A 13,398-nucleotide genomic window follows, 5' to 3' on the forward strand; every position below is an offset into this window, starting at 1 on the left:
TTAGATTTTAATTTTTCTGCAATCCCAGCTCCAGACCGGTGAGTTCAGCCAGACCTTTCAGTCTGCCTATAAACGAATAGCCTACATAATAGGGCTTGTGCTTCTCCAGGGCGTGTAAATACCCGTGGTCAGGGCGCATTGGGATTCGTTTACCGTTGGCGGTAGTGTAATCGATGATTTGGCGCATCACCTGCTTCATAGGTACGTCGCCGTCCAGATGATCTGATTCGTAAAACGAACCGTCTTCAAATTTCTGTACGTTGCGCAGATGCAGAAAATGCACCCGCTCTTTATGCGTGTCAAAAATTTGAGGCAAATCATTCGCCGGGTTGGCGCCTAGCGAACCGGTGCAATAGCAAAGGCCGCAGGAGGTTGATTCGATCTGCGAAAAAATGTAGTTAAGGTCTTCTGCGGTGCTCACAATGCGTGGTAATCCCAGTACCGAAAACGGCGGATCATCCGGGTGAATGGCCAGTTTGGCACCCACTGCATCTGCAGTAGGCGTTACGGCTTTTAAGAACAGTACCAGATGCTCGCGCAATTTGCTTTCATCAATATCCTTATATTCGGCGAGTTGATTCAGGAGATCTTCGGTAGTGAAATCTACGGTGCTGCCGGGTAAGCCCAGCATCACACTCTTTTTAAGCACGTCGCGCTCTTCTTCAGATAGCGAGTCGTATTTCTCTTTAGCTTCGGCAATCTGCGCTTCGGTATAATCGCTTTCGGCTCCGGGTCTTTTCAGCATAAACAGATCAAAAGCCTTAAACTTTACGGGATCGTATTTTAAAATTTCGGCACCTACCGCATTTTTAAAGCGGTGATCGGTGCGCACCCAGTCCAGAATGGGCATAAAGTTATAGGTGATTGTGTAAATGCCCTGATCGGCCAGATTCTTCAGGCTTACTTTATAATTTTCAATAAGCTCTTCATAGTTGCCGGTGCGTTTTTTAATGTTTTCGTGCACAGGTAAACTCTCGACTACATCCCAGCTCATTCCGGCGGCTTCGATCTTATCTTTGGTTTTTTTGATTTCTTCGGGAGACCAAATATCCCCAACCGGAATGTGATGCAAAGCGGTTACAATACCGGTAATACCTGCCTGACGTAAGTCTTCAAGGCTTAATAAATCGCGCTCTCCATACCAGCGCATCGTTTTGATAATGGTTGTATTCATTTAAAATCCTATTGAGTTTCCACCGTCTACACAAAGCACGGTGCCAGTTGTAAATTTAGAAAGGTCGGAAGCATAGTAATAAACGGTATCGCCAATGTCTGCCGGTTCTCCCAGCTTGCCCATCGGGGTACGGCCCAATACCTTGTTTTTTCGTTCCGGGTCACTGTCAAGCGCTTTGCTCGACATATTGGTTTTGATAAAACCGGGTGCCACGCAGTTCACACGTATGCCAAAGGGCGCCAGGTCGACGGCCATGGAGCGCGTCATTCCCTCAATCGCCGATTTGCTGGCGGTGTAGGCAACGACCTTGGGAATCCCGTACTGGGCTGCCATCGAACTGATGTTGATGATGCTGCCCGAATTTTGACTTTTCATCACTTTGGTCACTTCACGGGTTACCACAAACACACTGGTCAGGTTGGTGTGAATGATGCGTTGAAATTCGTCATCGGTAACCTCAAGAAAGTCTTTTTTCATATTGATGCCTGCATTGTTCACCAAAATGTCAATGCTGCCTGCTTCTTCCGCAATATGTGCGATGGCCTGCGGAATTTTATCGAGTTCCGCCAGATCCAGAATATACGTCCGGGCGTTGGGACCCAGCTCCTGCCGGGCCTGCTCCGTTTTTTCGGCGTTGCGGCCTATGATGTAGGTGATGATGTTTTCATCACAGAGTTTTTTTGCGGTTGCGAAACCTAAACCGGCATTGCCGCCGGTAACTAATGCTACAAGTTGTTTCATATTAATCCCATGAAGGTTTTATACCGGGCGCATACGGGTCCCGGATGGATTGGTAATAATCAAGAGTGTGTTTGGCTTCCGGAATGAATTCCGGCATTTCTTTGTTTGAAAACTGCTGAAAATACAGCAGGCACGAGTCGCGCCACCACTGGGCTTCCTCAAGCTGAATGCTCAAAAGCATACGGGTTTTTTCATAAACCTGTTCGCCTACATAAGGCTTCATTTCCTGCCAGGTGTTGATCATGGCTTCAACTTCTTCCACGCCATCCTGGTATTTTCGTGCCAGGTTGTACCAAAGCGTTTCACCGTTATCGAGTTTATAATCCCAGGGCACATGGTGAAACCAAAGCAGGTATTGCTGTGGTGTTGTTTCTATATTTTCGTAGGCTTTTTCAATTTCAGGAGCGTATTGAGCAAGCGCATCGCTACCGGTGGAGGTGCGGTCAAAACCAATCCCAAGGCTGTCTGCCTTGTGATAGTACACCGAAGTCCAGTCTTCCCTGCCCAAATCTTTAACCCAGGGTCCCGGACCCTGATGATGCCCTTCGGCCATGATGTGATGCAGTCCCAGCGGCGTCATATAGTTTACCACCGCTTCGCGCGAATCGAGCAGGAGGGAGGTCATTGGCTTTACAAATTCGGGATTAGGCGTAAAGGTCTGTGCCAGCCATTCTTCAGCGATGGTTTTGGCGCTGAGTTCAGGATTCCAGGCCAGGCGGCCAAAGCCGTACCAGTTTGCCTGTGCAAAGGGATGCCCGGTCCAGTTACGCGCGTTACCGATGTTTGAGACACCGGCCATCCCGGTTAATTGGGTGTTGGTAAGGCTGCCGTCAACCACTTTTGCTACCGTGCTTCCGGCTCCTTTGGCGTAGGTATCTGCCTGCAGGGTTTCTTCGAAAAGTTTGGGTAAAAATGCCAGATGAGACATTCCGCCCAGATATTCCTGAGTGATCTGAAATTCCATCATCAACGGAGTTTCGGGCATCGCGCCAAACAAAGGATGGAAAGGCTCACGCGGCTGAAAATCGATAGCCCCGTTTTTTACCTGAACCAGTACGTTATCTTTAAATTTTCCGTCGAAGGGAACAAACTCACTATAGGCCTGCTTTGCCCGGTCTTCCGGCTTTTCATCGGAATACACAAAAGCACGCCACATTACAATTCCGTTATAGGGTTCCACGGCCTCAGCCAGCATATTGGCGCCGTCTACGTGAGACCTGCCGTAATTGTTAGGTCCCGGTTGTCCTTCCGAATTGGCTTTTACCAGAAACCCGCCAAAATCAGGAATCAGCGTATAAATTTCTTTGGCTTTTTCATTCCACCAGTTTTGAACTTCGGCATTAAGCGGATCTGCAGTTTGGAGTCCGCCAATTTCCAGGGGTGCCGAAAATCGAGCGGTTAGGTACACCTGTATTCCATAAGGTCTGAAGGCGTCTGCAAGCGCTTTTACTTTTTGCAGGTAATCGTCCTGAAGGATGTAGGCGCTGGCGTTTACGTTGTTTAAAACCGTACCGTTAATGCCGATTGACGCATTGGCGCGGGCATAATCTATATATTCTTCTTTGATCAGGTTAGGCAACAGATGCCAGTCCCAGATCGAGAAGCCGGCGTAACCGCGCTCTATGGTGCGGTCCAGATTATCCCAATGGTTGAGCAATCGTTTTTTGATTTTTGGAGCATCGGTGATGTCCAGCTGCGACAGGTCTTTGTGCTGCTGCATTTCCCGCAGGTAGGCAAACGTGCCGTAAAGCAAACCTTTTTCAGAAGCAGCACTAATGACGATCACATCACGTTTATCCAGGCGCGTTGCGCGTATTGCATACGCATCTTCCGGCAGGTCTTCGAGTGCTTTAAATTGGTTCTGAAGCTTTTCGGGAAGAGCCGATGTTTTAAGAATAAGCAGTCCCGGTGCGTCCCCATTTAATTCAGGGCTAAGATTCAGCATACCTTCAAAAGCGGTGTTGAGCTCTTCGTGTATGACTTTTGCAGTGGCACTGCCGGTGTCGAGTTTTAGGTTTTTATTGTAAGCGGTGTACTGCTCTGCACGTTGAGGCTGTTCTATTTTGGAGTACTGAAGCCATAATTTATAACCATCCTGAGCGGAAAGGCCCTGAACAAGGAGCAATACAAGAAGCGCAATTTTTTGTTTCATAGCGGGATCGACATTTTTTCTCAATCGATTGAAAAGTGGTTTAAAATGGAAATTTACTGAAAATTAAACAATCGATTGCGTTATCGTGTAAGTATTTCAAGTGCGATTCTGTTTTTATGGATTGTTTTTGCGGTTGCTCGAAGCTCTGATAATGAGATGGGTATCGAGCACGCTGCGTTCCTCAATTTTTGGTGTTCCTTCTTTTTTAAGCACATGTTGTAAAATGCGTCGGGTACAGAGTTCGCCCATTTCCTGCGCAGGATGCGAGACGGTAGAGAGCGCTGGTTCTACAATAGAAGCAATGGGATCGTCGTTAAAGCCGATTACGGCCACTTCTTCCGGAATTTTCACGCCCAGCTTTTTAAGCGTTAAGATCGCGCTAACAGCCGTGGTATCGTTAGAGCAAAAAATACCATCGGGTGGGTTGGCGGTTTGCATCAGTTGTTCGGTCGCGGTTTCCCCTTCTTCGGCGCTTAAAGACTTCATGGTAATGATTAGCGAGTCGTCAACAGCAAGGCCATTTTTTATCAAAGCATCTACATAGCCCTTCTTTCGGCCTCTGTAAACATTGAGATGCTGAGCACCTGCAAAATGGGCAATGCGTGTGCAACCTTGCTCTATGAGGTGAATTGTGGCATTAAACGCGGCGGTATAATTATCAATAACCACGGTATAGCTTTCAAAATCTGCCGGCACGCGATCTACAAAAACCACGGGGACCCCAATCTTTGCAAACTGGTCAAAATGCTTGACGTTTTCGGTTTCCATTCCCAGAGTGGCGATAATACCACAAACTCTGGAGTCGAACAGCGCTTTTACACTGGCCACCTCGTTTTTATACAGGTCATTAGACTGGCTGATGAGAATGTTGTAGCCTTCTTTACTTGCGGCATTTTCAATCCCGCTGATGAGTGACGAACTGAATGGGCGGTTGATGCGGGTGACCAAAACCCCTATGGTTTTGCTTTGATTGTTACGCAGACTCGCCGCCAGGATATTGGGGCGGTAGCCTTCTTCCTCGGCAGCTTTTTTAACTATTTCGATGGTTTTCTCGCTGATGCTGTGATGGTTTTTCAGCGCTCGTGAAATCGTACTTGGAGAGTAATTGAGTTTACGCGCCAGGTCGTAAATCGTAAAAGATTTCTTTTTTTTCATTTTTTAGGGTGGTTAGCAAAACAAATATAGCTTTTTAGAAAGTCATTGCTGAAAAAGCATAAGTTATGTACAGTACCCGATTTTCATGATTTTGCGGCTGGTTGAAGTTTTTTAATCGCTGATTTTTTTGATTTACTGAAAACCTGAGTCTTAAATAAACCGGACAGTTTTAATATTGAAAAACCGAAAGAGGCCGGTCGTTATTGATTACGAGCAGATAATTTTCGGTCTTTGTGGTAAACGGATGAAGGTGGCGTGTATTTGCACCTGTGTAAAAATTTCGGTCTTTGTAGGGCTTGAAATTTCCTTTGGTATCATTCAGCAAAATATAGCCCACATTGGCATCGTAGCGCACGGTCTCTACTTCGGCTTCATAAATGCCTCCCGCACCAATAATATCGGTGTACCCATCTTTATTTACATCAGCAAAGGCAAACGACATAGTAGGTCCCAGTTGGGCGGTTGCCGGTAAGTATTTCAGATTAAAGTTTCCGTTTCCGGTATTTTCTAAATACACAGACCGAAACTCTGTGACTTCCTGCCTGTACGAATTGGAAAGCTGATCGCTTCCATAGATATCTTCCATAGACGAACTCGCAAATTCTTTAAAGCTTTTAATTTTTTCGCTTACAAATGAATTTTGAGCTGTCGAACATTCTTTGCCGCGCACGGGAACCAGATTACCCTGATAGGTTTTACTGAGCACCATATCGTAGGTTTTGTCGTTGTCAAAGTTGCTGCCAAAAATGTACAGCGGTTTTTCAGGTGTAGGATGAAATTTATTATTTCCGCCCAGATTGCCTACAAAATAATCGAGGTCACCGTCGCCATCAAAATCCATTTCGGCAATGGTATTCCACCAGCCTGAAGTATTCATTAAGGCGTCAACCTCTTTTCTTGAAAATTTTGAATCCTCAAGATCAAAAAACTGAATGGGCATCCACTCGCCAACAACGATCAATTCGCCTATGCCATCGCCGTCGTAATCGCTGATAAGCAAATCGTTTAGGATGCCTAAATTCTCAAATTGAGGTGCTATCTCGCGGGTCACGTCTGTAAAGCTTCCGTTTGTATTTTGCAAAACATAAGAGCGTGCGCTCAGGGGATATTTTCCGGGAATCACGTGACCGCCCACAATTAAATCTAGATCCCCATCCCTGTCGTAATCGTAAGCTACGACTGCTTTGGTATTGGTGAGCATCTTTGGCAATGCACCGGTTTTTGAGAAATTGCCCTTCCCGTCATTGAGGTAAAGGCGGTCCTGAAGCAGCGCAGCGTTTTCGTCCAACTCATAGGCTCCGCTGGCTACATAAAGGTCGAGATCGCCATCAGCATCAGCATCAAAAAATACGGCGTCCTGATCTTCGTATTTTTGGTCAGCTTCTAATGCCGGCTGTGCCAGTGCCTTAAACGTGCCCGATTGTTCCCGCAGATAAATGATGCCGGGTTGATCTTTAGCACCTCCTATAAACCAGTCTTCCAGACCATCATTATTGAGGTCAGCTGCAGCAAAGGCCGGGCCTTTTTGCGATTGTTTTTGAGGCAAAAGTACCTGCCGGTCAAAGTCATTGTAGTAATTTTCGCGATGCGCATACTCCAGGCCAAGACTTTTGGGATTTATAGATTTCCAGTTTTCAGGGATTGGCTGTTGTAGCGATTTAGCAGCAGGATTAGAGTCTTTGTAATCGATTTGTAAAAACTGATTGACGTCCAGATTTTCTGCTGTATAGATTTTACCATCACCCCATGCGACTTCAATTCTGGTGATGTATTCTTCGGAACCAAGACCAAAAATAAGCCTGGGCGATACCGAAGACTGAAAGCCTCTTGAAAGATACAAGTGCTGCTGTTGCTGGGTGCTGTCTGTATAAATGCTCACAGTTGCGCCCAGGGCCAGATTGTTTTTACCGGGGCCCTTAAGTTCTACCGAAAGGAAATTAGCAGTTGAATTGTTGCGATACACCGAGGCCCGGTCATCCATATTGTTGAGAACAAGGTCCAGATCACCGTCATTATCGAGGTCGCCATAGGCGGCGCCGTTTGAATTTAGGGCCTCATCAAATCCCCAGGCGGTGATGGCATTTTCAAAATCAAGCAGGCCGGTGTTTTTGTAGGCGTAATTCTTGAGTTTATTGCTGGGTAATTGCTCTAAAATGGTTGCAATAGGAGTTTCGCCCACATTGAATTTACCCGAATTGTGAATGAGATTCCCAAAATCCTGATTGCCCAGTTCGCGCCTGATTCCGTTAGTGATAAAAATATCTTTATGACCGTCCTGATCAAAATCGGCTAAGAGCGGCGCCCAGCTCCAGTCGGTCTTGGCAACGCCGGCGTACTGCGCGATATCGCTAAAATAGCCATTGCCGTTGTTGAGGTTAAGCACATTAGACATGTAAGCGTAGTGATATCCGGATAGGGCGGTCTTCAGGAACCCGTTTGTGTCCATACTGGGCATATTCTGCTTGCCGCGCTGGTGATCTTCGGCAGACATATCAAGCACGAGTAAATCGGGTAGCAAATCGTTGTTGATATCTGCATAGTCAGAACCCATACTGCTATACGAGGTATGCTTAACCCGCGTGTTGATGTGATTGCTAAACGTGCCGTCCCGGTTGTTGAGGTACAATTTATCGGGCGTGATAAAATCGTTTGCCACAAAAATATCGGGCCAGCCGTCGTTATTAAAGTCGCCTATCGAAGCACTGAGGCTAAATTCTTTATTTATTATGCCGCTTTCGAGGGTGACATCGGTAAAAAACGAACCCTCATTGCGGTACAAATGGTCTGAAGTCTGCGGAAAAAAGTCTTTATCGGCCAAAAGCGCATCAAGATCTATGGAATTGAAAAAGTCGTCCCGGTGATTGATGAGGAACAAATCGAGATCTCCATCGTTATCGTAATCCAAAAAATAGGATTGTACCGAAAAGCCGTCATCGTCAATGCCCCATCGGTTAGCTTCCTCTTTAAAGGTGCCGTTTTGTTGATTGACAAACAATAGGTTTTTGCGCAATGCAGGTTCATTTCGCGAAGCCGATTTGCATACATACAAATCGAGCCAGCCGTCGTTATTGATATCGATCATCGAAACGCCGGTGGTCCAACCCTGCGCGTCTGCGACTCCGGCCCGGTCTGTGATGTCCTCAAACTTAAGGTCTCCTTTATTAAGGTAGAGTTTGTTTGCTGTTTGATTTGCGGTGAAATACAGATCGTCCAGACCGTCGTTGTTGATGTCACCAATGGCCACGCCGCCGCCGTTATAGATATAGGGATAGTTAAAGGGATGAAAATCTTCAGTCTCCTTTACCAAATTGGTAAAGCCTATACCGGTCTGCTCTGCGGGTACTTTGGTGAATAGGGTATCGTACGTCATATCACTCTTTTTGGAAGTGGTATGCTCACAGGAGCTGACAATGAGCAACTGCAAAATAATCAACAGGGTAGGGGACTTACAATTCATAGCTTTTGCGGAACCAGAGATACTAATAGTCGAATATACTATAATATCCCTTGAAGACAAAAAAGCTTTTGATTTTGAAGGGATATATAAAGCGGAAAGCCTAGGCTTTTAAGCTGTGTATGTTTTAGTTTGGAGGTAGTGCTCCCAAAGCCTGATGCTTCTTTTTCGTATTCTTGGGTATAAGATAGTATCTTTTTAGGGATTAGAGGCTTGTGCGACGATTACCAATGTTAGCCACAGTATTTATTTCGTTTTTATTTTAATTATAGTATCTGTTTCTACAGTTATGTCAGGTCCAAATTCGTATTTATTATACCTGACTTTTAATTCAATCTTTCCATTTTTACTTTTTAGAGAGGCTTTGTCAAAGTCAATAGATTCATTAAGATTTATTTCCGTTATTTTATTTTCCAGCAACCAAAATTTCTTTTCAGTCACTTCGTACGGACAACAAGCTCCTATAAAGCCATTGTATTTGCTGTAAATCACAATTTTGTCATTTTCCAATTTTATTTCTTTCGGATAAATTGGGTAGAGGACAATCGAGGCTAAAAGGCCAAAATATATTCCACCAAACAACCAAAAAAGTAAAGTCAAAATTGGTGTTATGAAATAAATACTAAAATAGGTTACTCGTTTTTTGAATGGCTTGAAATTCAAGAAAAAGAGAATAATTCCACTTGTATAAATCAAAATCGTTATTAAATAGGCGAATCTGTAATTTAGACTTATTTCAATTGTGTTTTTCAGAGTAAAATTCAGTAAAGTAAATCCCAAAAGATAGAAATGGATCTTGGTAATTATATCTTTGATTTGGGTTTTGGTCATATTTTGGTTAACGGTATCGGCTATGAGTAGTTGCGTGGTTTAGCACTTAACGTTACAAGTACATATCAAACTGAAAATCCGCGAGGATTTTCAGAAGTAGGCGAGAACAAGCAATTACTTATAGCCAATGTTGTAGTGCGTTTTTTTATTTCAACTTTCAATTGTTATTTTTTCAATTTCTCCGTTCCTGTCGAGAACAATAACTAAAATTTCATCAGATAATTCACTGAAAACTCTATAGTCAAAAACAGCAATTGATTTTGGACTATCAGGATAAAATCCAATTCGTTTAAGTTTAGTCTTACTAAATAATCGCAATTCAATCGATAGGTTTTGGTCAGTATCTTTTATATAATCATTAAGTGTTTCAGAATCGATTTCGTCAATATGAAATTTAAAATATTCTTTAACCACTCCATCTTCGTCAAGATATTCAAGTATTTGTTTTTTTATTTTTTTATCAATGTCCGAAATGTTGTTTAAAATTTTGCGAACACTTTTTAATGACTCTGGGTTTATTTTGTCTTCCTCAAAATTTAGGTCAATTGAAACGATATTGTCGTTGATTTTTACATCATCAATTTCGTAACCACGAGCGTTTGAAAGAGTTATTTCTCCAAAAAACGGAAGCATTTCGGTTCCGCTTTTAATTTCCGTTTCCGATGCATTTTTTTCGTTTGATTTTGACTTATTGTTTTTACCACAACCGAAAAAAGAGAACATAATTATTACTATTAAAATCTGTTTCACAATGTTTGTTTTAAATGCACTACAACGTACGTATAACACAACCAGTTGTGTTATATCCACTTTACAGTTCCCGTAAATATAAACCAGCAGATTATAAGTCTGTTACGGAATACCTCATTTTCTTAAAAAAACCAGCTGCATTACGTTCGCGCGCGATTGTATCGCGTGCAAATAGTAATTCCCATTCTACCTTAAGCAACCGCTCCTGCAAGTCTTTGATTTTTACCGTTTGAGTTTACGAGCTCCCTTGAGATAATAATCATGCGAGTAAAGAAAATGAACGGAAGATGATTTAGAACCTATAACTTCGATTCATATTCCTGTTCATTTTTTCCATCGATGAAAAAACGAACCAACCCGTCTAGTCAGCCGGGCAAGAAAATCTAGGCTTACAGGAGGTTCTCTAAATTTATCGTTCACTCCACTGCATGCGCTTAACTCGGTTGCTATCGCGCCCTCAAACAGAACCGCCTGCGACGTTGCGCTCACGTCAAATTTCACGAGAACCTCCTGATAGGCCGATACTGGCGTACTAATTGACATTCTTAGTGTTAAATTAATTCTCCTGACGAGGAACTGTGATAGGATAGAAATGACATTTCTGATAATCAAGGCTGCGCGACAGGCTTATATTATAAACTGAAGAGCGTTTCAGGTAACATCCATCCCAAGCCCTTTCTTCAGAGGAAGGGAGTGTTTTCGCGAAACTTAAAGCCTCCCTTTGAAGGGAGGTTTGGAGGGATGTTTTTCTGTTTTCTTTTTAGGATGTTTCCTGCAAAGTAGATTTTGGATACATCGGTCTCACCGCTCGTTTCGAACGCCCTTACTTCTCGACTGCGCTCAGTTTGACACGCTCCAGCTACTAAAGAGATTAAATTTTAATTAAATGATAATTCCAACTGCTAATTGTATTTCTGTTCTTTTGTCTTGATACAAAAGAACCAAAAAATCAAGGCTTACAGGAGGTTCTCTAAATTTATTGTTCGCTGCACTGCATGCGCTTAACTCGGCCGCTCTGGCGGCCTCAAACAGAACCGCCTGCGACGTTGCGCTCACGTCAAATTTCACGAGAACCTCCTGATAGGCCGATACTATGTACTAATTGACATTCTTAGTGTTAAATTAATTCTCCTGACGAGCAACTTCCGTGTGATACGATCGAAATGACATTCCTGATAATCAAGGCTGCCCGACAGACTTACATTATAAATCGAAGTGAATTTCAGGTAACATCCATCCCCGGCCCTTCCTTCAAAGGAAGGGAGTGTTTTCGCTAAACTTAAAGCCTCCCTTTGAAGGGAGGTTTGGAGGGATGTTTTTCTGCTTTTTAATTAGAGTACAACTCATCCTTCGCGCGAGATTGCATCGCGTGCAAGTAATGTTTCTAATTCTATCTTTCGCACTCACTTCCCATAAGGTAAACGGATAGCTCTCCCTAGGTTTAGAATACGCATTTAGACCCTTCCCGAATTATTCCTCTTTACAGAAATATACAATAGCAGGTTTCCTTTTGGTCAGTATAGCGGCGGTGCCCCGTTAAAATTTTTGAAGCCTTGGAGAAAATTTAGGGGCACTGCTGCGGTTTTCGCCCTTAAGGCGAAAAATACCTATCCAAAAGGTGTCTTTTCTTTTGTTACTTTTCTTTGGACAAGCAAAGAAAAGTAAGGAACAATCATTGATAAACTAATTCCTCAAACCAACCATAATAGATTCACGAGCTCCCTTGAAATAATAATCAGGTGAGCAAAGAAGACTAGTTACAACTTCAGTTCATATTCCCTTTCTTTTTTGCATCGCTCAAAAAAGAAACAACCCGTCTAGTCAGCCGGGCAAGAAAATCAAGGCTTACAGGAGGTTCTCTAAATTTATCGTTCGCTGCACTGCATGCGCTTAACTCGGTTGCTATCGCGCCCTCAAACAGAACCGCCTGCGACGTTGCGCTCACGTCAAATTTCACGAGAACCTCCTGATAGGCCGTAACTTTCTAATCAAGTGACTTTTGTGCACTTAATTATTAATAAGCTCATAAAAATAATTTTATAAAGAATCTTAACAGATTACGTCCTAAACACCTTCAGCACCTGCGTGGGATTAAAATCTTTTGAATTCATACATACTTTCCCCATCCGAAAGTCTGCGGTATAGTAAAACACCCCTGCTGTAACCAAAAGCAGGGCCTCTGCAGGCAATGCAGTCGTGGTGTACTGGGTTGCAGGGATACTTTGCGTTTTATGGGGAATGGGAATACAAAAGAGTTCGTGACGCAGCACCTGGTAGGTTTTGGAGTCATAGACGCTGATCCAGTATCCCAGTTCGGCTTCACTGGTCTTTACCGGCCATTGGAGGTGGTTATCCGCTTTAAATTCAGGTACGCTGATTTCCAAAGTTCCCGCTTCGAGGCTTAGCTCCAGCCCGGGCATTTGCACGTATCGCGGATACTGATTTTTCAGGTCGGCTTCCAGACCTTCCAATACGGTGGGCTCCCCCTGCCAGAGATCCAGACTGCCCTGGGGGAGGCTGTCGTTCATTTTCATTCCCTGATACACTGCTTTGCGAAAGCGGTTAAAAAACTGGGAATCGTACATACTGCCTATAAAAGGTCGTAACCCCCTGATGATACTGCTGGTGGTTCGGGAGGCGCGCCCAAAATCGGTAGCGGTTTGTTTTGCGCGTCCTTTTCGGGCTTTACCGCCGGTATCGGGCCGTGACTGTACAATGGTTTTACCATTCACATTTCTAAATACGAGATCACCGATGTTGCCTTTAAGGCCGGTCTTGGAATCGAGCTCTGCCATAGCCTGGAGGTGTTAATTTATATATGATAATAGAGTGCTACTTGATTTCAACCAATTTCACCCACAAAAACTGTGGTAAAGTGTGGTTGGAGTGTGGTAGCACTGTGGTTGCAGTGTGGTAGCACTGTGGTTGCAGTGTGGTAGCACCTGCACTATGACTAAAGTAATACAATAATCAATATGCCAGATAGTTAGGTTTATTTTTTTAGTAGTTGAGGTTTCAATTGGTTAAAAAAAGAAGTGTAGTCCCCAAAAGGCCCAGTGCACGTAAGAACTCAGGAGCAGGGCCGTGCTGGAGAATAAGCGATTTGCAGGAATGACTTTCACTTATATATGGGACAAAGTT

Annotated in this window: 8 protein-coding genes; all 8 read right to left on the reverse strand. The window is 43.8% G+C overall.

What is annotated here, in order from left to right; all coding sequences use genetic code 11:
• Window positions 1-7 precede the first annotated feature (7 nt).
• Entirely contained in the window at window positions 8-1,174 is a 1,167-nt protein-coding gene (gene uxuA, locus ACSSS3_RS12770; protein WP_442844939.1) for a mannonate dehydratase, read from the reverse strand.
• Window positions 1,175-1,915, reverse strand: a complete 741-nt coding sequence (locus tag ACSSS3_RS12775; RefSeq protein WP_228230697.1) for an SDR family NAD(P)-dependent oxidoreductase — start codon at window positions 1,913-1,915, stop codon at window positions 1,175-1,177.
• A 1-nt stretch (window position 1,916) separates the two neighbouring features.
• Window positions 1,917-4,067 carry an alpha-glucuronidase family glycosyl hydrolase gene (locus ACSSS3_RS12780; RefSeq protein WP_442844940.1) on the reverse strand — a complete coding sequence of 717 codons (2,151 nt, stop codon included), beginning with the start codon at window positions 4,065-4,067 and terminating at the stop codon, window positions 1,917-1,919.
• 114 nt (window positions 4,068-4,181) lie between these two features.
• Window positions 4,182-5,222 (reverse strand): LacI family DNA-binding transcriptional regulator, encoded by a 1,041-nt coding sequence (locus ACSSS3_RS12785; protein ID WP_442844941.1) that lies wholly within the window; start codon window positions 5,220-5,222, stop codon window positions 4,182-4,184.
• Window positions 5,223-5,391: 169 nt separating this feature from the next.
• Window positions 5,392-8,679 carry a VCBS repeat-containing protein gene (locus tag ACSSS3_RS12790; protein WP_442844942.1) on the reverse strand — a complete coding sequence of 1,096 codons (3,288 nt, stop codon included), beginning with the start codon at window positions 8,677-8,679 and terminating at the stop codon, window positions 5,392-5,394.
• 243 nt (window positions 8,680-8,922) lie between these two features.
• A complete protein-coding gene (locus ACSSS3_RS12795) occupies window positions 8,923-9,276 on the reverse strand; it encodes a hypothetical protein (protein ID WP_442844943.1) in 354 nt (117 codons plus the stop codon).
• A gap of 381 nt (window positions 9,277-9,657) precedes the next feature.
• A complete protein-coding gene (locus tag ACSSS3_RS12800) occupies window positions 9,658-10,257 on the reverse strand; it encodes a DUF2004 domain-containing protein (RefSeq protein WP_442844944.1) in 600 nt (199 codons plus the stop codon).
• Window positions 10,258-12,314: 2,057 nt separating this feature from the next.
• Window positions 12,315-13,052 (reverse strand): hypothetical protein, encoded by a 738-nt coding sequence (locus ACSSS3_RS12805; RefSeq protein WP_442844945.1) that lies wholly within the window; start codon window positions 13,050-13,052, stop codon window positions 12,315-12,317.
• Between the last annotated feature and the right edge of the window lie 346 nt (window positions 13,053-13,398).

The sequence above is a fragment of the Leeuwenhoekiella sp. H156 genome (assembly GCF_052218455.1).
GTDB classification, from domain to species: Bacteria; Bacteroidota; Bacteroidia; order Flavobacteriales; family Flavobacteriaceae; genus Leeuwenhoekiella; species Leeuwenhoekiella parthenopeia.

Excerpts from the sequence above, each read along its gene's own strand:
- uxuA (WP_442844939.1), bottom strand. The coding sequence starts at position 1,174 with ATGAATACAACCATTATCAAAACGATGCGCTGGTATGGAGAGCGCGAT.
- ACSSS3_RS12775 (WP_228230697.1), bottom strand. The coding sequence starts at position 1,915 with ATGAAACAACTTGTAGCATTAGTTACCGGCGGCAATGCCGGTTTAGGT.
- ACSSS3_RS12780 (WP_442844940.1), bottom strand. The coding sequence starts at position 4,067 with ATGAAACAAAAAATTGCGCTTCTTGTATTGCTCCTTGTTCAGGGCCTT.
- ACSSS3_RS12785 (WP_442844941.1), bottom strand. The coding sequence starts at position 5,222 with ATGAAAAAAAAGAAATCTTTTACGATTTACGACCTGGCGCGTAAACTC.
- ACSSS3_RS12790 (WP_442844942.1), bottom strand. The coding sequence starts at position 8,679 with ATGAATTGTAAGTCCCCTACCCTGTTGATTATTTTGCAGTTGCTCATT.
- ACSSS3_RS12805 (WP_442844945.1), bottom strand. The coding sequence starts at position 13,052 with ATGGCAGAGCTCGATTCCAAGACCGGCCTTAAAGGCAACATCGGTGAT.